This window comes from Mesorhizobium sp. GW821-FHT04C10 (assembly GCF_059420305.1).
Genome location: NZ_JBWKTL010000001.1, coordinates 6,851,738 through 6,874,115 on the forward strand (window position 1 = coordinate 6,851,738; position 22,378 = coordinate 6,874,115).

Below are 22,378 nucleotides of genomic sequence, written 5' to 3' on the forward strand. Positions count from 1 at the left end.
ATGAGAACGGCCCCGCGTCCACTCGGCATGGAAACGCGCGGGTTTGGCACCTCGTTCCTATCGCGGGTTCCTGATCTTGACCGGGCACGGCCGGATGTGACGACCGAAACCGTACCTCGCCGGACCATGGCCATGCTTTCCGGCAGAAAGAATTTCGAAATAAAGGCCCGCGGCGGCGAGATAGGCAAGGCCCAGTATCCCAGCCCAGATTTCAATCATATCGGAGGTCATGGTCAGATTCTCCTGGTTGGTCCTGACCAGATAATTGCCGAGCCAAGTCATGCCGGCCTTGATCGTGGTCAATCGCACCGACCATCTTGCGCGCACGCCTTATCAGGCTCCATCGGATGATTTCGGGCTTGCTCTAAGTAGTTTCCCTTAGGGAGATAACCGAATTTCGGCGTGGCCGGATTTGCGCGATTGCTGTTGTCACGAATTCACCGGGACCCCAGCCATGTACGCTCAAGCCTCCGCCAAGATCGAACTGCCGTCCTATCTCCCCCAGCAGAACCCAGCCGCCATCTTTGACGGCGCGACCGTGCAGCCAGTGAGCTTCTTCCAGGCAGGCACCGAGATTTACGCTCAAGGCGAAAAGGCCGGAGCTCTTTACTACGTCGAGTTCGGCGCGGTCCGCATCTACCGGCTGCTGGCCGATGGCCGCAGGCAGATCAGCGCGTTCCATCTGGCGGGAGAAACCTTCGGGTTCGAGGCCGACGCCACTCACCACTTCTTCGCCGAAGCGATCAGCGCAACCGGCGTCCGGGTCTTGCGCGCTCCATCAGGCACGGACATGTCCCGCCAGCTCCTGCCTCTCGCGCTCAAGGGCCTGACCCGGGCACAGGAACATCTCCTCGTGCTTGGCCGCCAGAACGCCATCGAGCGCGTCGCGGCATTCCTCGTCGAAATGTCGGAGCGTCAGGGCGGGTTGCGGCAGGTGGAATTGCCAATGTCGCGGAACGACATCGGCGACTATCTCGGCCTTACCATCGAAACCGTGTCGCGGGTCTTCACCCGGCTGAAGGAGAAAGGCGTAATCCGCCTGCTCACCTTGCGCAGCATCGAAATTCTCAAGCGCGATACGCTGCTGGCAATGGGGGAATGAAGCCGTTTGAGCCAATCCCGCGCATCAATCCTGAAAGGGGCGCAAAATGAAAACCACACTTGCAACTCACACCGGATTTCGCTTCGAAGTGCGTCATGCATGTCCCGATGATGAGCCGATCGTTGCCGAGTTCTTCACCCATGTGACGCCGGAGGACCTGCGCTTCCGCTTTCTCGGAGCCGTGAAGGAAGTTTCGCACGAGCGGCTGGTGGCGATGACCCGCTCCGACGATCCGCACGTCCATAATTTTCTCGCCTTCTCGACCGACGGAATGATGATCGCGGTGGCAACGCTTGCCAGCGATCCGGCCGACCGGCGTGGCGAAGTCGCCATCTGCATTCGCGAGGATCGCAAGCATCTCGGCGTCGGCTGGGAGTTTCTCGGCTATGTCGCGCGTTATGCCGACGACCACTGCATCGAGACGATCGAGTCGATCGAGAGCCGCGAAAACCGCGCAGCGATCGAACTCGAGCGTGAGATGGGTTTCACCGTCACAACGGACTCCGACGACCCGACACTCGTCCTTGTTCAGCGGAAGCTCGGTGCCAAATTGCCAAGCTAGAACGGTCCCCCGCCTACGGAGGTGCCGAAGCGCTCTATCTCTTCGGCCACCGCACGTTCCTCGTCGGCTGGAATGACAAGCACGTCGACGAGCGAATCCGTGGTGCTGACCAATTCTTCGCCGTTCGCATTCAGCTCCTTGTCGAGCGCGACGCCCAGCCATCCGGCCGTTTCGCAGATTCTCTGTCGGATCACGGGCGCATGCTCGCCGATGCCAGCGGTGAACACGAGGGTGTCGAGCCCGCCTATCGCCGCGGCAAGTGATCCGATCTCACGCCCGATACGGTAGACGAAAAGATCGACGGCGCGCACCGCCGCCGGGTCTTTCGACGCAAGCAAAGCTTGCATGCTCCCGGAGATGCCGGATACCCCCAGCAGGCCGGATCGCTCGTAGAGCAGGTCGGTCAGCTCGTCAGGCGACAGCTTCCGATCCTGCAGAAGATGCAGGAGGACGCCGGGATCGATCGCGCCGCAGCGCGTGCTCATGACAAGGCCGTCAAGCGTCGAGAAACCCATGGTGGTGGCGTGGCTTACGCCTGCCTTCATCGCGCACAGGCTCGCTCCGCTGCCGAGATGGGCAACGATCGTTCGGCCACCGGCGGCGGCGCCGTAGCGATTGTGGAGTTCGCTGGCGATATGGCTGTAAGAGAGCCCGTGGAAACCGTAGGACACGATGCCTTGCTCCGACATCTCATGCGGCAGGCCGTAAAGTCTGGCGATCCCAGGCTGGGCGGCGTGAAAGGCGGTATCGAAGCAGCCGACCTGCATGGCGCCGGGCAGAAGGCGGTTGGCCAGGTCGACGAGCTCCAGGTTGATCGCCTGGTGAATCGGAGCGAGCGGCTCGAGCTTGCGCAAGGCGTCGAGCGTGCGCGCGTCGAGTAACGTTGCGCCGGCAAACTCCCGGCCGCCATGTACGATACGATGCCCGACCTTGCGCACCTGGCGCAACAGGCCGCGGTCCGCCAGATAGGACGCAACGGCCTCGAATGCCTTGCCAATGGAGATCGGCTGCTCGCCAAGGCTCCTGTCGAAGGGCGGCGTTGTCGCCATGGGCGCGACATGGAGCCGGGGCCGCTCGCCGATTGACGAAACGCTGCCGCGCACCAGCAGATGCAGTTCGTCGCCCCCTTGAAAGGCGGCGAACTTCAGGCTCGACGAGCCGCCATTGAGGACAAGAATCGCATCGGTCATGGCCGACCGGTCCCGGCCGCTTTTGCAGGCCTGGTCCTCTCTGCCTGGCGCTTCGTCATCGACTACCGCTCCCACTTCCAACCGAGGATCTCGGGCATGTCCTGCCCGTGCTTGCGGATATAGGCTGCGTGCTCGATCAGCTTGCCTTCCATGGCCTGTTTCAGCTGGATGTGCGCGCCGGCCGGCCCGGGAATGCGGTCGAGCACGCCGAGCACGAGATGATAGCGGTCAAGTCCATTCAGCACGGTCATGTCGAACGGCGTCGTCGTCGTCCCTTCCTCATTGTAGCCGCGCACGTGGATGTTGTCGTGATTGGTCCGCCGGTAGGTCAAGCGGTGGATAGTCCATGGATAGCCGTGATAGGCAAAGATGACAGGCTTGTCCCTGGTGAACAACGCATCGAACTCGCGATCCGACAGCCCGTGCGGATGATGTTCCTTCGGCTGCAGCGTCATCAGGTCGACAATGTTCACCACGCGGACCTTGAGGTCGGGAATGTGGCGCCTGAGGATTTGAACGGCGGCCAGCGTCTCGAGCGTCGGCACGTCGCCGGCGCAGGCCATCACCACGTCCGGCTCGGCCCCACCGTCGGTCGATGCCCATTCCCATATGCCGATGCCGGCCCTGCAGTGGACTTTCGCTTCTTCGATGGACAGCCACTGCCAGGAATTGGCTTTGCCGGCGACGATGACGTTGATGCGGTTCCATGTCTGCAGCACATGGTCGGTCACGCAAAGCAGGCTGTTGGCATCCGCCGGCAGGTAGACGCGCACCACGTCCGCCTTCTTGTTCAGCGCCACATCGATGAAGCCTGGATCCTGATGGCTGAACCCATTGTGCTCCTGCTGCCAGACATGGCTGGACAAAAGATAGTTCAGCGAAGCGATGGGTCGCCGCCAGGCGAGCTTGCGGCAGGCATCCAGCCATTTCGCATGCTGGTTGAACATGGAATCGACAATGTGCGTGAAGGCTTCGTAGCAGGAGAAGAAGCCGTGGCGCCCGGTAAGCAGGTAACCTTCCAGCCAACCCTGACAGGTATGCTCGGATAGAATTTCCAGAACCCTGCCTTCCCGCGCCAGGTGGACATCCTCGGGAAGTATCTCTTCCATCCAGGCGCGCTCCGTCACCTCGAAGACGTCCTGCAACCGGTTCGAAGCCGTCTCGTCTGGCCCGACGATGCGGAAATTCCTAGCGCTTTGGTTCAACGTCATGACGTCGCGCAGGAAACTGCCCATCACGCGGGTCGACTCTGCCTTGACGCTCCCGGGCCGCTCGACCGGGACGGCGTGCTCATTGAGGCCGGGCAGTTCCAGGGACCGGCGCAGCAGGCCGCCATTGGCATGCGGGTTGGCGCTCATGCGCCTGTCGCCTTCCGGCGCGGCGGCGCGGATCGCGGCCACGGGCGCGCCGGCGGCATCGAAAAGCTCTTCGGGCCGGTAGCTTCTCATCCATTCCTCGAGCATCTTCAGATGCTGGGGGTTTTCGGCGAGGCCCGACAGCGGGACCTGGTGGGCGCGCCAGAATCCCTCGGTCTTCAGGCCATCCACTTCCTTGGGGCCGGTCCAGCCCTTCGGGCTCCGCAGCACGATCATCGGCCATTTCGGCCGCGACTGCGCCGTCTTTGCGCCGCTGCGAGCCGTGTCTTGAATCGCCTTGATGCGGTCGAGCGCATCGTCGAGCACGACCGCCATCCGCTCATGCATCAGGGCTGGATCATCGCCCTCGACAAACAGCGGCTCGTAGCCGTAGCCGATGAACAGCGCACGCAGCTCGTCCTCGGGGATGCGAGCCAGAATTGTGGGATTGGCGATCTTGTAGCCGTTAAGATGGAGGATCGGCAGCACCGCGCCATCAAGCGCAGGATTGAGGAACTTGTTGGAGTGCCAGGACGTCGCGAGCGGACCGGTCTCCGCCTCGCCGTCGCCGACGACGCAGGCGACGATCAGATCCGGGTTGTCGAAGGCCGCGCCATAGGCATGCGACAGCGCGTAGCCGAGCTCGCCGCCTTCATGGATCGAGCCGGGCACATCGGGCGCGGCATGGCTGGGAATACCGCCTGGAAAGGAGAATTGCCGGAAGAGTTTCTTCATCCCGGCCTCGCCCGATGCGACATCCGGATTGATCTCGCTGTAGGTGCCTTCGAGGTAGGTGTTGGCAACCATCGCAGGTCCGCCATGGCCGGGACCGCAGACATAGATGACATTGGCATCGCGCTGTCTGATAGCGCGGTTGAGATGCGCATAGATGAAGCTGAGACCCGGCGAGGTTCCCCAATGGCCGAGCAGCCTTGGCTTGACATGCTCCAGCCGAAGGGGCTCGCGAAGCAACGGATTGTCGAGCAGGTAAATCTGCCCGATGGTCAGGTAGTTGGCGGCACGCCAATAGGCATCGATGTCGTGCAGTTCCTGTGCGGACAAGCGATTGGTGCTGGGATGCACGGTCATTTCCGACTCCTTCGCTGGGTTAAACCGAACCGGCTGAAGCACAACGCTTCGACGCTGCCACCGGTTCATGACCGGCCGGTGTCAAGACCGGGCGCCATCGATCTATCCGGCCAAGAAGCGTCGAGCTTTGATCCATCGCAAATGCCGGGCAGGCCGACCGCGGCTCCAAACCCATCTCGAAGCCGCGACCCGCAGGACAAGACAGCGCCGTCTTTGCTTCAGAGCAACGAACGCCCTGAAAAGGCCAGGCAGGATAGTTGTTTGCAAGATGCGGACAAGCAACATGAAACGCAGATTGAACGCCGATGCGACCATGGACGGGATCATGCGCGAGACGCCGGCGACAATTCGTGTCGTTCTCCAGCGCGGAATGCTGTGCGTCGGCTGCCCGATCGCGTCCTTTCACACCGTTTTCGACGCGGCGCGCGAGCATGACCTGGATGAGGATCAGCTTCGCCACGATCTGGAGGCGGCCATCGAAAGTGACGTGGATTAACTCTTTGCCGCGCGACCTTCAGCAATGACAAGGAGACGATGCGGCTCGATCACGACTATCCTCTGCCGTCCGCTCTTGACGAGCCCCTGGTCCTCCCATGCGGAAAGCAGCCGGCTGACCGTATGAAGCGTGGTGCCCGTCATTTCCGCGACGTCCTGGCGTGAAATTGGGAAGTCGATCAGAATTCCCTCCTCGGTCTTTTTCCCCGACTGCTTGATCAGCTTCAGCAAGGCATGCGCAACGCGCTGCTCGACCTGCTCGGTGGACATCTCGATGACGCGGGCATGGGCATCCTGCAGCCTCACTCCCACTGCCTTGTAGGTATTGGCACTGAAGCTCGGAAAGCTCGCGGCGAATGTGGACCAGAGCTGGCTCGGCCAGGCAAGCACCACGCAATCGACAGCCGCGACGGCATTTGCCGGATAGGTCGTCCGGCCCAGCGCGCTAGCGATCCCCATCAATTCGCCCGGGCTTATGTAGCGCACGGTCACCTCATGCCCATCCGGAGTCGATTTCATCACGCGCACATGGCCGTCGAGCAGCAGGAAGAACGAATGGGCCTCCTGCTCCTGCTCGAACACCGGCTGATCCTTGGCGACCCGAATAGACCTTGCCTGTCCGACCATGCGATCAAGGTCCGCGGAAGCGATCCCCTCGAATACGGACAGCCCGGCAATCAGTGATCGATCAAGGCTTGCCAAAGGCCATCCTCCCCAACTTCAACAATGCAACGCGCTCAGGCCCCTGTCCGACTGTGTCACGGACCACCGCCCTTCGACAAGTGAAGCCTCCCCTGGCTGCCGCCTGCCAATCACCCGCTTGTTTGCGCTGGGGCAAGCTCCATCCTTCGCGACCGGGATAGAAGAACCCAAACAGGCGCCCTGCCTGGTTTTGATGAGGCATGTCATGGCAATTCCACGGACGCGACCAAGCGCCTATCCGGCAATTCTCTCTTACGGATTCCGGCCCTTCTTTCTGCTCGGCCCCCTGCAAGCCGCTGCCGCGATCCTTTTGTGGCTGCCCCTCTACTACGGCAAGCTCGAAACCTTCAGCACCTTCCTGCCCGTGGACTGGCATATTCATGAATTGCTTTTCGGCTACCTGCCGGCAGTCGTGACCGGCTTCCTGCTGACTGCAATTCCGAATTGGACCGGACGGCTTCCCGTTCAGGATCTTCGCCTGCTGATGCTGGTGCTGCTCTGGGTCGCTGGTCGGGCGGCCGTGTTCCTTTCGGCGGAAACGGGATGGCTCCTGAGCGCGGTCATGGACTGCTCCTTTCTTCTCGCTGTGGTGGCGGCCGCCGCAACGGAAATCATTGCCGGGCGAAACTGGCGAAACCTCAAGGTGCTGCTGCCCGTCACGATCCTCTTTGCGGCAAACGTCATGTTTCATCTGGAAGCGCATTATCAAGGAGCCTCCGACATGAGCCGGCGTCTCGGCCTTGGAGCGGTTGTCGTCCTCATCATGATTGTCGGCGGGCGGATAATTCCGAGCTTCACCCGTAACTGGCTGGCTCGCGAGAACCCCGGCCGGCTCCCGGTATCGTTTGGCAAGTTCGATATCGCAACGATCGCGCTGTCCGCCGTCGGCCTCGCAGCGTGGACCTTCTTTCCCGAGAATGTTGCAACCGGCGCATTGCTGATCGCCGCAGCGGTGTTCAACGCAGTTCGGCTTGCCCGCTGGGCGGGCGACCGGACGCCGGCCGACCCTTTGGTTCTGATCCTGCACATTGCGTTCGCCTTTGTGCCTCTGGGCTTGGCGCTTGCCGGACTGGCCGTGTTCGCGCCGGGGGCAGTTCCTGCGGTGGCCGGCATTCATGCATTGGCCGTGGGAGCGGTGGCATGCATGACGCTTGCCGTCATGACCCGTGCCTCCCTCGGCCATACCGGCCGCGAACTGACGGCAAGCGCCGGAACACGTGCGATCTTCGCTGCGATCGTCATTGCCGCCATCCTGCGTGTAGCGGCCGCCATGGCTCCCGCCGCAGCAATTCTCCTGCCTATCTCTGCGGCGTTCTGGGTTGCCGCCTTCGTCGGCTACGCCGTGCTCTTTGGCGGAATGCTCGTGCGACCGCGCCGGCAAGCGCGCAGCAAGAGCGGCGCATGAAAGGTTGGCAGGCGGCGTTCCGCCAGTTTCTCGCCAGCCCCGCGCCAATCATTTTCGTCGAAACAATTTGCGCCAGCACAAATTGCCAAGCCGTCCGACGGCCTACAAGGGCGCAACGGTTGATGCCGTGGTGAACCAAAGAAAGGACTATTCCAATGAAACTGCCCCTCATCGCCGCGGCGATCGCGTTGCTCTCAATCACCGGAGCGGCAAATGCCGAAGAACATGTCGTCCAGATGCTGAACAAGGGTGACAAGGGTTCGATGGTCTTCCAGCCGGACTTCATCCGGGCGGCGCCCGGCGACACCATCAAGTTCGTGCCGACCGACAAGACCCACAACGCCGAGATCATCAAGGGAATGATTCCGGACGGCGCCGAGTCCTTCAAGGGCAAGGCGAGCGAGGAGATCACGGTCACCCTCACCAAGGAAGGTGTCTATGGCGTGAAGTGCGCCCCCCACTATGGCATGGGCATGGTGGCGCTGATCGTCGTCGGCAAGCCGGTCAACCTGGAAACGGCAGAAGCCGTCAAGCAGATCGGCAAGGCAAAGCCGGTCTTTGCCGAGCTGTTCGCCGAGGCGACCAAAGCAGCTTCGAACTGACCGGACATGATTTGAGCCTGCCTCCGGTGATGGCGAGCCGGAAGCACTGGCCGGGCGGACCTAGGGAGAGGTCCGACCCGGCCATTTTCGTTTTTCATTTTGCCGTTTGGCACGCCGCTGTGACCAGCGGTCAGCGCAAAGACGTGCTTCGGCAACTGCCTCCAAGTCAAAATTCATCTGGCTCAGATTTGCGCAAACGCAAAGACGCGCCGCGTCAAGACACTATCCTGGCTTCATCGAAACCGTTGAAGTCGAGGAAATGAAAATGCTTACGAGACGCGAAGCTTTGCTGGGTTCTGTTCTTACCGCCGCTGCCGTTGCCGCCATCGGCCCGGTGCCGGCTATGGCTGCAGTGAAGGATGTGGCCTCACTTCCGCGCGAAAAAGTGACCCTTGTCGCGCCGCCTTTCGTGCACCCTCACGACCAGGTGGCCAAGGGTGGCCCCAAGGTTGTCGAGTTCACCATGAAGATCGAGGAGAAGCCGACGGTCATCGACGCCGACGGCACGCAGCTCAATGCCATGACCTATAACGGCTCCATTCCGGGCCCGCTCATGGTCGTGCATGAGGGTGACTATCTCGAGCTCACGCTGATCAATCCCGACACCAATACGCTCGCCCACAATATCGACTTCCATGCGGCGACCGGCGGGCTCGGCGGCGGTGCACTGACACTGATCAACCCGGGAGAGCAAGTGACGTTGCGCTTCAAGGCGACCCGGCCCGGAACATTCGTCTACCATTGCGCACCGGGCGGAGCGATGATCCCCTGGCATGTCGTGTCGGGAATGAGCGGAGCGGTGATGGTCCTGCCGCGCGACGGCCTGAAGGACGAAAAGGGCAAGCCCGTCCGCTACGACCGCATCTATTATATCGGTGAGAACGACTTCTACATCCCGCGCGACGAGCAGGGAAAATTCAAGAAGTACGACTCGGTCGGCGACAATTACGACGATACCGTGAAGGTGATGCGCGGCCTGATCCCGACGCATGTCGTCTTCAACGGCAAGGCTGGATCGCTGACCGGCGAGAATGCCATGAAGGCCAAGGTCGGGGAAACGGTGCTGATCGTCCATTCCCAGGCCAATCGCGACACTCGCCCGCACCTGATCGGCGGCCACGGCGACTTCGTCTGGGAACAGGGCAAGTTCGCCAATGCCCCGGCCAAGGATCTCGAGACCTGGTTCATTCGGGGTGGATCGGCGGGCGCCGCTCTCTACACGTTCCGGCAGCCGGGGGTCTACGCCTACGTGAACCACAATCTGATCGAGGCCGTCGAACTCGGCGCAACCGCGCACTTCACGGTCGATGGAACCTGGGACGACGATCTGATGATGCAGGTCGAAGCTCCCAAGGCGATTGCCTCATAGGAAGAAAAGCCGATCGCCCTGCAATTCTCCGGCACCGCCGGCGAATTGCAGGGCAGGCGGAGTTTGGACATGTCCTTCCACCCTGTCTTCACATTCGGAACCATCGCGGCTGCCGCCCTCATCGGACTGGGTGTCAGCCACGCGGTCGACGGCATGTCCGGGCAACCTCGGAGGCCAGTTGTCTTGACCGACATGGTCACCCTGGCGCCTGGTTCCTTCAACCACCCGCAGCCAGGTGAATTCCTCAAGGACGACCATTCCGCGCCTGCGCCCATCTTGAAGGAGACTATCGACGCGCCGCTGGAGATCATGACGTTTCAGGTGACCGCGTCGGACTATGATCGTTGCGTCCTGGACGGCGCCTGCCAGCCGGCTGATTCGCGCCTCGCCGGCAACGTTCCGGCGACCGGCGTCAGCTTCACTGATGCACAGGCCTATGCGAACTGGCTGTCCGAGAAGACAGGTGAGGCGTGGCGGCTACCGACCGACGCGGAATGGGCCTATGCTGCGGGTGAGCGATTTCGAGCCGACATAGAAGGTGGTGATGGCGATCCGGCCGATCCGGCGAGGCGATGGCTCACGCAATATCGCAATGAGGCGGCGCTCGGCCGCAAACCGGATCCTGAACCCCGGCCTCTTGGGGCATTTGGAGCCAATTCAAAAGGTGTTGCGGACATTGCCGGCAATGTCTGGGAGTGGACGGCGACCTGCTATGCCCATGCGACGATGTCCAGCGACGGCGCGCGTATCGCCAGTTCGATCACCAATTGCGGTGTGCATGTCGTGGAGGGTTTCCACCGCACTTACATGTCGAACTTCATCCGCGACGGCAAAAGCGGCGGTTGCGCGGTCGGCACGCCGCCCGACAATCTCGGTTTCCGCCTTGTCCATGATCCTGGTGGCTTCCTGCAGGCCGCCCGTCGCCGACTGGGCCTCACCTGATTGCTCGACAAGAAAGGAACGTAGATGACTCCGAAGCCGGCCTCGCTTGACAGGGTTCGCCCTGCCGCCGAACAGCCCCTGGCGCGCCCCGGCGTCGATCGGACCTCGATAGGAGTGCTGGTCCGCAAATTCTATTCCAGGGTGAGAAAGGATGAGCGGCTCGGGCCCGTCTTCGCCCGAGAAATCGTTGGCGATTGGGAGCCCCATCTGGAGAAAATGACGGACTTCTGGTGCTCCGTCATCTTGAAAAGCGGCGACTATCATGGCCGGCCGGTGCCTGCTCATCTGAAGCTCAAGAATGTCACCGAAGCCGACTTCGAGATTTGGCTGGCTCTTTTCGGCGAGACGGCGTCCGAGCTCTTCGCCCCCGAGATCGCGGCGGTGTTCGTGGAACGGGCGGAAAGGATAGCAACGAGCTTGAAGCTCGCCATGTTCTTCCACCTCGGTCCCGCCACCAAGGTGCCTGGCTAGCAGATCCCACCGGCGCGGTGGAGTTTACCGAGCTGACATCCGGTTTGATCATGCGCAAGGACTGTGGCCGTCGGGGCCCGTAATTTCCGCCGATGATCCTTAATCTCTTCGTCGGCACCATCGTCATCAGCCTGACGGTACTGATCCATACTTTCGGCCTCATCGCCATCACTCACGCAATGGCACGGATCGTTGCGCTCTTTCGCATGCACGGACGGCGCAGCCGGGTCCTGGCCATGATCAGCGTGGTCATGGGGCTTTTCGCTGTCATGACGGCGGAAGTCTGGCTATGGGCCGGACTCTATCGGCTGCTCGGAATCCTGAGCGACTTCGAGACCGCGCTTTACTTCTCGACCATCACCTTTTCGACGGTCGGCTATGGAGATGTGGTGCCCGCTCATGGCTGGCGGGTGCTGGCGGCCCTGGAGGGCATCAATGGCTTTCTGCTGATTGGCTGGTCGACCGCCTATCTGATCGCGGCCGGCATCCGTGTCGGTCCCTTCCGGGTCGGCGAGCATTTTTGACCCGGTACCCGAGCCATCGGTCAGACCGCTGCCGAGTGCCTGCCGGTTCCACTGCTGAGATACTTGTCGAATCTCGCCGCCACCGTCCTGACCAGGGGACGGCTTTCCCGCGGCACGACGAAGTTCTCACCGTCGAGCCGAAGAAGCTGGCCGGCACCGCTGATGGCCAGCCGGCTCGCCTCGCAGAGCAGCGTCTGGCCGACCGCTCCAAAGCGTTCGACAAGGTCCACCGCCGAGAACGTGAAGTTGCACATCAGACGCTCGATGATCCAGCCCCGCGCCAGATCATCGAGACTGAACTCAATGCCGCGCGCTATCGCCAGCTGTCCGGAATCCACGGCCTTTTCGTACTCGCCGGTGGCAACGATGTTTTGTGCGTGGCCCTGGCGATACCGGCTGATCGACGAGGGACCGAGACCGATCAGGGTTTCGCACTGGTCCTCGGTGTAGCCCTGGAAATTGCGGCGGATCTTGCCGGCACGGGCGGCAACCGCCAGCGTGTCCTCCGGCTTTGCGAAATGGTCCAACCCCAATGCCTCGTAGCCGGCGTCGACAATCAGTTGCGCCGCAAGCTGAGACTGCGCCAGACGTGCGGCGGAATCGGGCAGCCAGGCTTCATCGATCATCGTCTGGTGCTTCTTGAACCAAGGCACATGCGCGTAGCCGAACAAGGCAAGCCTGTCTGGCGCGAGCGTCAGCGCCTGGGCGACGGTCGCCGCGACACTCTCGCGGGTCTGGTGCGGCAGACCGTAGAGCAGATCCAGGTTGACGGAAGTGACGCCCCGTGCGCGCACCGCATCGACAATGCTTTTGGTCAGCGCGAAACCCTGCTCGCGATTGATCGCCTTCTGCACCTTGGGATCGAAATCCTGCACGCCGAGGCTCGCTCTTGTCATGCCGATCGCGGCGAAGGCATCAAGCCGACCCTCATCCATGTCGTTCGGGTCGATCTCGACGCTGAGGCTGGCATCGTCGAGGAAGTCGAATTGATCCCGCAACGCTCTTCCGAGCACGAGGATGTCGTCGGGCTTGAGCATTGTCGGCGAGCCGCCGCCGAAATGGACGGCGCGAACCCTGCCCCGGCCACTCACAAGGCCGCCGACCGTTTCGATCTCCTTGTGGAGCGAGCGCAGGAAGGTGGCCACAGGCGCATAGTGACGCGTCTGCTTGGTATGGCAGGCGCAGAACCAGCACAGCCGGTCGCAATAGGGGATATGCAGATACAGCGATATCTCGTCATCGCCCTCGAGCGCGTCCATCCACCCGCGAACCGTGGCCGCGTCGACGCCCGGATGAAAGTGCGGCGCGGTCGGATAGCTCGTGTAACGCGGCACGTTGTCGACAAGGCTGACGGCCGGTGTTGGACTCAAGGCCGGGGTTGGGCGCGGGGAATGGATGGTGGCGGCGGGAGGGGTCATGACGGTCAGACTGCCTGAACTACCGCGGCAAAACCTTGATCTCGATCAAGGCGACTCAGGTCACAACGGGCGCAAATTGCCCTCCCTATTGATCACGGGCGTTGCAATGGCCGCCAGACAGGATGCTCAACAAGCTGACGTTCCCGCAATTTGCAAATCCTGCGAAGCGCGGCGGGGCGGATTGTGCGGCGCGCTCAACGCCCGCCAACTTGCCGAGCTGGCCAAAGCCTCGTCCAGGCATGAGGTTTCGGCAGGGACGGAACTGCACGACGACGGAACCTATTCCAACCTGTTGTCCGGCGTGGTCAAGCTCACGAGAGATCTTTCGGATGGTCGTCAGCAGATTGTCGGGTTCCATTTCGCGCCCGATTTTCTGGGCAGGCCGTTCGAGGCGAAACGGCCGATCAAGGCCGAAGCCTTGACGAATGTGGCGCTATGTTCGTTTCCAAGAACGATCATCGATCGAATGACAGACGAGGTGCCGGAACTTGGACGCCTGCTGCTGAAGCGCGCGCTGAACGAACTGGACGAAGCGCGCGACTGGATGGCGGCACTGGGGCGCAAGACCGCCTCCGAAAAGGTCGCAAGCTTCCTTCTTATGTTCGCCGGAAATATCGACCCGTCTAAACATCCAGCAGACCCTATCAGCTTCGATCTGCCGCTGACACGCGGGGAGATCGCCGATTTTCTCGGCCTGACGATCGAGACGGTAAGTCGAGAATTCTCCAGGTTGCGAGTGGACGGCGCGATCCGGATCACAAACAAGCGACACATAAGCCTCGCAAGCATGGCTCAGTTCGAGGAACGCTGCGGCGACTAACCCGCTGTCGAACCGTCCTCCAGCTTCGACCTTCCAGAGTTACCGACTTCAGCCCTGCAGGTCGTTTCTTCGACGCTTCCTGCCTGGTCACGTCACTGCCAGAGCCACGCTCCAGCGGGCGCTGCGACCCTCCCCAACAAAAGCTCTCCGCGTTTGACCTGGATCAAGGCCCGGGAACGGAAAATCCCGAAATGGTGCCGCGAGCGGGCATTTCCGCCGGAACTTTCGAGACGCGATCGGGGACTTGCGATGAAATTTGGCACGGAGATCGTCCTTTTAAGCCTGTTTGCTTTTGGTGCCCTCGTGGCCGCCGGTTTCGGCGTGGATGAACCTTTTCGCCAGCACATGTGGGTCTTGTTCTTCGCCGTGGCTGGCTTCACCGCGATCCTGCTGCGCAATACGGATTTCAAGCCCGCGGCGCCGATCGACCCCTCCGCCTACATGGATGGTCCGATCCGCTATGGGGCCATCGCAACGGTGTTCTGGGGTGTCGTCGGCATGCTGGTCGGCGTGATCATCGCGCTGCAGCTTGCATACCCTCACCTCAACATCGAGCCCTGGTTCAATTTCGGTCGGTTGCGGCCGGTCCATACCTCCGGCGTGGTCTTTGCCTTTGGCGGCAACGCGCTGATCTGCACCTCGCTTTACGTCGTCCAACGCACCTGCCGGGCACGCCTTTTCGGCGGCAATCTCGCCTGGTTCGTCTTCTGGGGATATCAGCTTTTCATCGTCATGGCCGCGACCGGCTATCTGCTCGGCATCACCGAAAGCCGCGAATATGCCGAGCCAGAATGGTATGTCGACATCTGGCTGACGATCGTGTGGGTCGCATACCTGATCCTGTTCCTTGGCACCATCCTGAAGCGCAAGGAACCGCACATCTACGTCGCCAACTGGTTCTATCTCTCCTTCATCGTCACCATCGCGATGCTCCACGTCGTCAACAATCTGTCGATGCCGGCATCACTGCTGGGATCGAAGAGCTACTCGGCCTTCTCCGGCGTTCAGGACGCGCTTACCCAGTGGTGGTATGGCCACAACGCGGTCGGCTTCTTCCTCACCGCCGGTTTCCTGGGCATGATGTATTATTTCGTGCCCAAGCAGGCGAACCGGCCGGTCTATTCCTACCGCCTGTCGATCATCCACTTCTGGGCACTGATCTTCCTGTACATCTGGGCGGGTCCGCACCATCTCCACTACACCGCCCTGCCCGACTGGGCGCAGACGCTGGGCATGGTGTTTTCGATCATGCTGTGGATGCCTTCCTGGGGCGGCATGATCAACGGCCTCATGACCCTCTCCGGGGCTTGGGACAAGATCCGCACTGATCCGATCATCCGCATGATGGTCGCGGCCATCGCCTTCTACGGCATGTCGACCTTCGAAGGCCCGATGATGTCAATCAAGACGGTCAACTCGCTTTCGCACTACACCGACTGGACGATCGGCCATGTCCACTCGGGAGCGCTCGGCTGGGTCGGCATGATCACCTTCGGTGCGATCTACTACATGGTGCCCAAGCTCTGGAACCGCGAGCGGCTCTATTCGATGCGGCTTGTCACCTGGCACTTCTGGCTGGCGACGCTCGGCATCGTTGTCTACGCGGCAGTGATGTGGGTCTCGGGTATCATGCAGGGGCTCATGTGGCGCGAATACGACGAGCAGGGATTCCTCGTCTACTCCTTCGCCGAGACCGTCGCTGCCATGCATCCCTACTACGTCATGCGCGCCGCGGGCGGCGCCATGTACCTCGCCGGCATGCTGGTCATGGCCTGGAATGTCACCATGACCATTCGTGGCTACCAGCGCGAAGAGCAGCCTTTGCCCGGTTCCGCCCCCGCCCTCCAGCCTGCCGAATAAGGAGCCAGATATGGGCTTGATGGATAAACACGCGCTGATCGAGAAGAACGCCACGCTGCTTCTTGTCGGATCCCTGCTGGTTGTGACCGTCGGCGGCATCGTCGAGATCGCGCCTCTGTTCTATCTCGACAATACGATCGAGAAGGTCGATGGCATGCGGCCCTACTCGCCGCTCGAACTCGCCGGCCGCAACATCTATGTGCGCGAGGGATGCTACCTCTGCCACAGCCAGATGATCAGGCCGTTCCGGGACGAGGTGGAACGCTACGGCCACTACAGCCTGGCGGCAGAGTCGATGTACGACCATCCGTTTCAATGGGGGTCCAAGCGGACCGGCCCCGATCTCGCTCGCGTCGGCGACCGCTACTCCAACAGCTGGCACGTCCAGCACCTTACGGACCCGCGTTCCGTCGTGCCCGAGTCGATCATGCCCAGCTATGCGTTCCTGAAGGACACGCCGATCGCGGTGAAGGATTTCTCGACGCATCTGGTGGCGAACAGGCGCGTCGGAGTGCCCTACTCCGACGACATGATCTCCCACGCGAACGCTGACCTGATGGCGCAGGCCGATCCCAACGCCGACACATCCGGACTGGAGAGCCGCTATCCGAAAGCCAAGGTCGGCGACTTCGACGGCAACCCCCAGCAGGTCACCGAGATGGATGCTCTGGTGGCCTATCTGCAGATGCTCGGCACCTTGGTCGATTTCAAGAATTACGACGAAGCAGCTGGCTACCGCTGAGGAGAGCAACCGATGGAATACAATTTGATGCGGGAGTTCGCCGACAGTTGGGGTCTGCTTGCCATGGCCCTGTTTTTTGTAGGCTGCATTGCTTTCGCGCTTCGTCCGGGTGGCAAGGCGCATGCCGATCACGCCGCACAGATTCCTCTTAAGGACGATTGATCATGAGCAGCGAGCATGTCGACGAAATCTCGGGCGTGACGACGACCGGCCACGAATGGGACGGGATCAGGGAGCTCAACAATCCCCTGCCGAGCTGGTGGGTGATCACCTTCTACGTCACCATCGCCTGGGCGCTGGCCTACACGATCGCCTATCCCGCCTGGCCGATGCTGAGTTCCGCCACCAAGGGTGTCCTGGGCTTTTCCAGCCGCAATGACGTCAAGAACGAAATGGCCGCGGCTGAAGCCGGCAAGGCCAAATACGTCGCGGCGATACAGTCTAAAACTGCTTCGGAAATCACCGCGGACGACACGTTGCGCGAGTTCGCCGTCGCGGCCGGCGGCGCGGCATTCAAGGTCAACTGCGTGCAGTGCCACGGCTCCGGCGCGCAAGGGTCGACAGGGTTTCCGAACCTCAACGATGACGATTGGCTTTGGGGCGGCAAGACGGAGCAGATCCAGCAGACGATCACGCACGGCATCCGTTTCGCCTCGGATGCCGATACCCGCCAGTCGGAGATGCCCGCCTTCCTCGACGTGCTCAAGCCCGAGCAGATCGCGCAGGTCAGCGCTTTCGTGGCCAGCCTTTCCGGGCCGGTACGGGACAAAACCCTGATCGAGCCCGGCGCGAAGGTTTTCGCGGACAATTGTGCCGCCTGCCATGGCGAGAACGCAAAGGGCAACCGGGAACTCGGGGCACCCGATCTGACCGATGCGATCTGGCTCCACGGTTCCGGCGAAGCCGCGATTGCTTCTCAGGTGCGAGCCCCGAAGAACGGGGTGATGCCTGCCTGGGTCGGCCGCCTTGGCGAGACGACGGTCAAGGAACTGGCCGTCTATGTCCATTCGCTTGGCGGCGGAGAATAGGAGCGGGGGCCTGTTCTCAGCCCTTGGCCGTTCAAGCGACGAGGCCCGGCCATGCCGGGCCTCGACTTGCTTTTTGATGTCTCAATTTGACCTGCATCAACGCGACGCGCCCAGGCGACTGCAAGACTGCTGCAGGAAGGCGGCGTCATTTTCGCCGTGATTGGAGATCGTCGTGCTGGATCAGTCGCAGGTAGAACGGCTCGAAGCCGAAGCGGTCAATTCCGCAAAGACGCGACAGCCACTTTATGCCGCGCGCAAGAAAATCTTTCCGAAGCGGGCCTCCGGCCATTTCCGCCAGTTCAAATGGCTGGTGATGGCGATCACGCTCGGTATCTATTACCTGACGCCGTGGCTGCGCTGGGACCGCGGCCCCTTCGCTCCCGACCAGGCCGTTCTCATCGACCTGGCGAACCGCCGTTTCTACTTCTTTTTCATCGAGATCTGGCCGCAGGAATTCTACTACGTCGCCGGCCTCCTCATGATGGCGGGCGTCGGTCTTTTCCTGATCACATCGACGGTCGGGCGGGCCTGGTGCGGCTATGCCTGCCCGCAGACCGTCTGGGTGGACCTGTTCCTTGTCGTGGAACGGGCGATCGAAGGCGATCGCAACGCCCGCATCAAGCTCGATGCTGCCCCGTGGACAGTTCGCAAGCTCCTCCTGCGCGTTTCCAAGCACGCCATCTGGCTCGTCATCGCAGCGGCCACGGGCGGCGCCTGGATCTTCTACTTCGCCGACGCGCCGAAGCTGCTTGGCGAAGTCGTCACCGGCACGGCAGCGCCCGTGGCCTATGTCACGATCGCCGTGCTCACCGGCACCACCTATGTGTTCGGCGGGCTGATGCGGGAGCAGGTCTGCACCTACATGTGCCCCTGGCCGCGCATTCAGGCGGCCATGCTCGACGAAAATTCGCTGACGGTGACGTATAACGACTGGCGCGGCGAACCGCGCTCAAGGCACGCCAAAAAGGTCTCGGCCGCCGGGCAATCGGTCGGCGACTGCGTCGATTGCAACGCCTGTGTCGCCGTCTGCCCCATGGGCATCGACATCCGTGACGGCCAGCAGCTGGAATGCATCACCTGCGCGCTGTGCATCGACGCCTGTGACAGCGTCATGGACAAGCTCGGCCGAGAACGCGGGCTGATTTCCTATGCAACGCTGGCCGACTACAACGCCAACATGGCAGTGGCCACTTCCGGCGGCACTGGCCCGGTCAATCCGGCGCTCGTAAGAACGGCGAGCGGCAGCTTCGCCGACGGCCTGGCACATTTCCATCTCGGCAAGATCTTCCAGTTGCGCACCTACATTTATCTCGGCGCATGGTCGGCGATCGGCCTGGTGCTCGTCTATTCGCTGCTGACGCGCGAGCGGCTGGAGCTGAATGTCCTGCACGATCGCAATCCGCAGTTCGTGACGCTCTCGGACGGCTCGATCCGGAACGGCTACACGGTCAAGCTGCTCAACATGATACCCCAACCGAGGACGATCGAGGTCACGCTGCAGGGTCTCGACGGCGGTGAGATGAGCATCGTCGGCATCGACCAGGCCGCAAGTCGCTCTTTCTCCATTCCGGTGGAACCCGACCGGCTGAAGACGCTCAAAATCTTCGTCAGGCAACCGGCAGACCGCATCCAGAAGCCGGCGCAGAATTTCGAATTTCGCATCGATGACAAGGCGAGTTCCGAATCCGCCGAATACACCGCCACTTTCAACGCGCCGGAGAACAGCAGATGAGCGTCGAAACGCGGAAGCCACGCGAGTTCACCGGCAGGCACATGTTGATCGTCATCCTGAGCTTCTTCGCTGTGGTGATCGGGGTCAACGTCACCATGGCGACGCTCGCCGAGAAGAGCTGGACGGGCCTCGTTGTCGAGAACACCTATGTCGCAAGCCAGCAGTTCAACGAGGAAGCGCGGAAAGGAAGGGCACAGGCGGCGCTAGGTTGGACGGGCAGGCTGACCGTCGCCTCCGGCGAGGTCCGCTACAGCCTTGCCGACAGCAAGGGCAAGCCGGTGCCGCTGCACGGCGTCAAGATGCTGTTCCGCCACCCGGCCTACGAGGCCGCGGATGAAGCCCTGACACTTGCCGCGATGCCCGGAGGCACTCCGGGCGACGTGCAGGAGTTTGCCGTCCGGCACACGCCGAGGGATGGCGTCTGGATCGTGGAGGTCGATGCGGACGCCGGACTGACGTCACCGTTTCGTGACGTTCGCCGCGTCATGATCTCGAATGGAGCCCTGCAATGAGCTGCTGCGCGCCAGGAGCGGAAATGGCGTTGGAGGTCCCCGCCGCTGCGTCCGCGCCGCCGTCGAGTGAGGAGATCAAGCTGGCGAGCCGCTTTCTGGGCGGCGACATCCACCAGACCGACCTGTCGGTGCCGACGGTTCACTGCGGGGCTTGCATCCAAGCGATCGAGGCTGCGCTCGGCTCGGTCGAGAACGTCGAGTCCGCTCGCGTCAACCTCTCGACGAAGCGTGTGTCGGTGCGCTGGCACGGAGACAGCGTCCCGCCATTCTTTGCCGTGCTCGGCCGTCTCGGCTATCAGGCGCACCTGTTCGACCCGGAAATTCACGAGAAGGACAGGACGCTCTCGGAGCTGATCCGCGCTGTCGCCGTGGCGGGCTTCGCCGCCGGCAACATCATGCTGCTCTCGGTATCGGTCTGGTCCGGCGCGGAAGGTCCGACACGCGATCTGTTTCATTGGCTGTCCGCGCTGATCGCCATTCCAGCCCTCGCCTTTGCCGGTGGTATCTACTTCCGCTCCGCGGCGAACGCGCTGCGCCATGGCCGGATGAACATGGATGTGCCGATCGCGGTGGGGGTTTCGCTCGCCTACGCGATGAGCCTCTATGAGACCATCAACCACGGCGAGCACGCCTATTTCGACGCTTCGGTATCGCTGCTTTTCTTCCTGTTGATCGGCCGCACGCTGGACCACGTCATGCGTGAGCGAGCGCGAACCGCGGTCAATGGCCTGTCGCGGCTTGCCGCGCGGGGTTCCATTGTCCTGCGCGACGACGGAACACGCGAATACATGCCCGTCGCCGAGCTCGCGGCAGGAATGCGCCTTCTCATCGCGGCCGGAGAGCGGATACCGGTCAACGGCGATATCATCAGCGGGAATTCCGACCTGGATTGCTCGATCGTCTCCGGCGAGAGCGCGCCCAAAACCGTGAGTGCCGGCACACATGTCCAGGCTGGCACGTTGAACCTGACGGGTCCGCTGACAATCCAGGCAACCGCCGCTGCGAAGGATTCCTTCCTTGCGGAAATGGTTCGGCTGATGGAGGCCGCCGAGGGCGGCCGCTCGCGCTACAGGCGAATTGCGGACCGGGTATCGGCCCTCTACGCGCCGGTTGTCCATCTGGCGGCCTTTGTCACATACCTCGGCTGGATGGTTGCGTCCGGCGATTGGCACCGGGCCATGACCATCGCCATCGCCGTGCTTATCATCACCTGCCCCTGCGCGCTCGGCCTGGCCGTGCCGATCGTCCAGGTCGTGGCAGCCCGGCGCCTGTTCGAGGCCGGCGTCATGGTCAAGGACGGGTCGGCCATGGAGCGTCTCGCGGCGATCGACGCGGCTGTCTTCGACAAGACCGGGACGTTGACCCTGGGGCTGCCCAGACTGGTCAATGCCGCATCGATCGATCCGGCCATGCTGGCGATCGCGGCCGACATGGCAGCTCATTCCCGGCACCCGTTTTCAAAGGCTCTGGCGACATACGGAAACAATCGTAGCCGAACCAAATTCGACCACGTGCAGGAAGAGCCCGGCTTCGGCATCGAAGCGTTCGCCGGCGGCGATACCTGGCGCCTTGGCCGGCGCGGCTGGGCAGGGTGGAAGGCCCGTACGGGCGGTGAAGGAAAATATGGCGGCCTTGGCGGCACGGTTCTCGCCAAGAATGGCAGGATCGTCGCTTGCTTCGCCTTCGAGGATGCCACGCGACCCGATGCGAAGGCCGCGGTGCGGAGATTGAAGGACGACGGCATCCCGGTCGAGATGCTGTCCGGCGACACTGCGCGGGCCTGCGCCGAGGCGGCGGGGATCCTCGGCATCGATCGCTTCGTGCCGGCCTTGCTGCCGTCGGGAAAGGTCGAAAGGATAGAGACGTTGGCCCGCGCCGGTCGCAAGGTGCTGATGGTGGGCGATGGCCTCAACGACACGCCGGCGCTTGGCGCCGCTCATGTCTCGATGGCTCCGGCGACCGCGGCCGATATTGGTCGCAAAGCCGCGGATTTCGTCTTCCTGCGCGAGAGCCTGTTGGCCGTACCGCTCGCCCTGGATGTCTCGCGCAAGGCCGGCCGGCTCATCCGCCAGAACATCGCGATCGCGATCATCTACAACGCCTTCGCCGTGCCGATCGCCATCCTCGGACATGTGACGCCGCTCATCGCGGCGATCGCGATGAGTGCTTCATCGCTGATCGTGATCGCGAATGCGTTGCGGCTTCAGGCCACGGCAAAAGCGGCACCTGACGCGGCTCCGGCCAGGCGCCGCACCGAAATCATCGAAGCGGCCCATCCATGACCACGCTCGTCTACCTCATTCCGGTAGCCCTCCTCCTGGGGGCGCTCGGTTTGTCCGGCTTCCTGTGGGCCCTACGCAGCGGCCAGTACGAGGATCTCGACGGAGCCGCCGCGCGGATATTGATCGAGCCCGATGTGCAGGACAATGAAGGCCTGCGGTCAAACTGACGCGGATCA

At 62.2% G+C, this 22,378-nt stretch carries 23 protein-coding genes; 18 read left to right on the forward strand and 5 right to left on the reverse strand.

The genetic code is table 11. The features are described 5' to 3' along the window. Positions 1-57: 57 nt before the first annotated feature. A complete protein-coding gene (locus AC07UC_RS32745) occupies positions 58-327 on the reverse strand; it encodes a hypothetical protein (protein ID WP_140775288.1) in 270 nt (89 codons plus the stop codon). A gap of 127 nt (positions 328-454) precedes the next feature. Here AC07UC_RS32745 and AC07UC_RS32750 point away from each other — a divergent pair, with 127 nt between their 5' ends. Next, positions 455-1,102: a helix-turn-helix domain-containing protein gene (locus tag AC07UC_RS32750; RefSeq protein WP_140775289.1), complete on the forward strand. Its 648-nt coding sequence runs from the start codon at positions 455-457 to the stop codon at positions 1,100-1,102. Between the two features lie 46 nt (positions 1,103-1,148). Beyond that, positions 1,149-1,664, forward strand: a complete 516-nt coding sequence (locus AC07UC_RS32755; RefSeq protein ID WP_494908766.1) for a GNAT family N-acetyltransferase — start codon at positions 1,149-1,151, stop codon at positions 1,662-1,664. Here AC07UC_RS32755 and AC07UC_RS32760 read toward each other — a convergent pair. Both AC07UC_RS32760 and AC07UC_RS32765 read right to left on the reverse strand, forming a co-directional pair. Beyond that, a complete protein-coding gene (locus tag AC07UC_RS32760; RefSeq protein WP_494908767.1) occupies positions 1,661-2,854 on the reverse strand; it encodes an acetate/propionate family kinase in 1,194 nt (397 codons plus the stop codon). The genes AC07UC_RS32755 and AC07UC_RS32760 overlap by 4 nt on opposite strands. A 62-nt stretch (positions 2,855-2,916) precedes the next feature. After that, positions 2,917-5,298: a phosphoketolase family protein gene (locus AC07UC_RS32765; protein ID WP_494908768.1), complete on the reverse strand. Its 2,382-nt coding sequence runs from the start codon at positions 5,296-5,298 to the stop codon at positions 2,917-2,919. A gap of 295 nt (positions 5,299-5,593) precedes the next feature. On the opposite strand from AC07UC_RS32765, the gene AC07UC_RS32770 reads away from it, so the two are divergent. After that, positions 5,594-5,794, forward strand: coding sequence for a DUF1858 domain-containing protein (locus tag AC07UC_RS32770; RefSeq protein ID WP_494908769.1), 201 nt, complete (start codon positions 5,594-5,596; stop codon positions 5,792-5,794). On the opposite strand, the gene AC07UC_RS32775 is transcribed toward AC07UC_RS32770, so the two are convergent. After that, positions 5,791-6,495, reverse strand: coding sequence for a Crp/Fnr family transcriptional regulator (locus AC07UC_RS32775; RefSeq protein ID WP_494908770.1), 705 nt, complete (start codon positions 6,493-6,495; stop codon positions 5,791-5,793). The genes AC07UC_RS32770 and AC07UC_RS32775 overlap by 4 nt on opposite strands. A gap of 205 nt (positions 6,496-6,700) precedes the next feature. Here AC07UC_RS32775 and AC07UC_RS32780 point away from each other — a divergent pair, with 205 nt between their 5' ends. From AC07UC_RS32780 to AC07UC_RS32805, 6 genes are all read left to right on the forward strand, one after another. Next, positions 6,701-7,900, forward strand: a complete 1,200-nt coding sequence (locus AC07UC_RS32780; protein ID WP_494908772.1) for an NnrS family protein — start codon at positions 6,701-6,703, stop codon at positions 7,898-7,900. Positions 7,901-8,055: 155 nt separating this feature from the next. Further along, complete coding sequence (locus tag AC07UC_RS32785) at positions 8,056-8,502, forward strand: pseudoazurin (RefSeq protein WP_494908773.1); 447 nt, start codon at positions 8,056-8,058, stop codon at positions 8,500-8,502. A 265-nt stretch (positions 8,503-8,767) separates the two neighbouring features. After that, a complete protein-coding gene (nirK, locus tag AC07UC_RS32790) occupies positions 8,768-9,871 on the forward strand; it encodes a copper-containing nitrite reductase (RefSeq protein WP_494908774.1) in 1,104 nt (367 codons plus the stop codon). Between the two features lie 69 nt (positions 9,872-9,940). Next, positions 9,941-10,813 carry a formylglycine-generating enzyme family protein gene (locus AC07UC_RS32795; RefSeq protein ID WP_494908775.1) on the forward strand — a complete coding sequence of 291 codons (873 nt, stop codon included), beginning with the start codon at positions 9,941-9,943 and terminating at the stop codon, positions 10,811-10,813. 24 nt (positions 10,814-10,837) lie between these two features. After that, entirely contained in the window at positions 10,838-11,284 is a 447-nt protein-coding gene (locus tag AC07UC_RS32800; protein ID WP_494908776.1) for a group III truncated hemoglobin, read from the forward strand. Positions 11,285-11,376: 92 nt separating this feature from the next. Continuing rightward, a complete protein-coding gene (locus AC07UC_RS32805; protein ID WP_140775299.1) occupies positions 11,377-11,808 on the forward strand; it encodes a potassium channel family protein in 432 nt (143 codons plus the stop codon). A gap of 20 nt (positions 11,809-11,828) precedes the next feature. On the opposite strand, the gene hemN is transcribed toward AC07UC_RS32805, so the two are convergent. Next, entirely contained in the window at positions 11,829-13,178 is a 1,350-nt protein-coding gene (gene hemN, locus AC07UC_RS32810; RefSeq protein ID WP_494909026.1) for an oxygen-independent coproporphyrinogen III oxidase, read from the reverse strand. A gap of 154 nt (positions 13,179-13,332) precedes the next feature. Here hemN and AC07UC_RS32815 point away from each other — a divergent pair, with 154 nt between their 5' ends. From AC07UC_RS32815 to ccoS, 9 genes are all read left to right on the forward strand, one after another. Beyond that, on the forward strand, positions 13,333-14,046 hold the full coding sequence (locus AC07UC_RS32815) for a Crp/Fnr family transcriptional regulator (RefSeq protein WP_494909027.1): 714 nt from the start codon (positions 13,333-13,335) through the stop codon (positions 14,044-14,046). A 249-nt stretch (positions 14,047-14,295) separates the two neighbouring features. Next, positions 14,296-15,906 carry a cytochrome-c oxidase, cbb3-type subunit I gene (ccoN, locus tag AC07UC_RS32820; RefSeq protein WP_494908777.1) on the forward strand — a complete coding sequence of 537 codons (1,611 nt, stop codon included), beginning with the start codon at positions 14,296-14,298 and terminating at the stop codon, positions 15,904-15,906. Positions 15,907-15,916: 10 nt separating this feature from the next. Continuing rightward, a complete protein-coding gene (gene ccoO, locus AC07UC_RS32825) occupies positions 15,917-16,648 on the forward strand; it encodes a cytochrome-c oxidase, cbb3-type subunit II (RefSeq protein WP_140775302.1) in 732 nt (243 codons plus the stop codon). Positions 16,649-16,660: 12 nt separating this feature from the next. Continuing rightward, positions 16,661-16,810, forward strand: coding sequence for a CcoQ/FixQ family Cbb3-type cytochrome c oxidase assembly chaperone (locus AC07UC_RS32830; protein WP_041005791.1), 150 nt, complete (start codon positions 16,661-16,663; stop codon positions 16,808-16,810). Between the two features lie 2 nt (positions 16,811-16,812). Continuing rightward, complete coding sequence (gene ccoP, locus AC07UC_RS32835) at positions 16,813-17,676, forward strand: cytochrome-c oxidase, cbb3-type subunit III (RefSeq protein WP_494908778.1); 864 nt, start codon at positions 16,813-16,815, stop codon at positions 17,674-17,676. A gap of 172 nt (positions 17,677-17,848) precedes the next feature. After that, complete coding sequence (gene ccoG / locus AC07UC_RS32840) at positions 17,849-19,408, forward strand: cytochrome c oxidase accessory protein CcoG (protein WP_494908779.1); 1,560 nt, start codon at positions 17,849-17,851, stop codon at positions 19,406-19,408. After that, positions 19,405-19,920, forward strand: coding sequence for a FixH family protein (locus AC07UC_RS32845; RefSeq protein WP_494908780.1), 516 nt, complete (start codon positions 19,405-19,407; stop codon positions 19,918-19,920). Before ccoG ends, AC07UC_RS32845 begins: the two co-directional genes overlap by 4 nt. Then, positions 19,917-22,202, forward strand: coding sequence for a cation-translocating P-type ATPase (locus AC07UC_RS32850; RefSeq protein WP_494908781.1), 2,286 nt, complete (start codon positions 19,917-19,919; stop codon positions 22,200-22,202). Before AC07UC_RS32845 ends, AC07UC_RS32850 begins: the two co-directional genes overlap by 4 nt. Further along, complete coding sequence (ccoS, locus tag AC07UC_RS32855) at positions 22,199-22,369, forward strand: cbb3-type cytochrome oxidase assembly protein CcoS (RefSeq protein WP_494908782.1); 171 nt, start codon at positions 22,199-22,201, stop codon at positions 22,367-22,369. Before AC07UC_RS32850 ends, ccoS begins: the two co-directional genes overlap by 4 nt. Positions 22,370-22,378 lie beyond the last annotated feature (9 nt).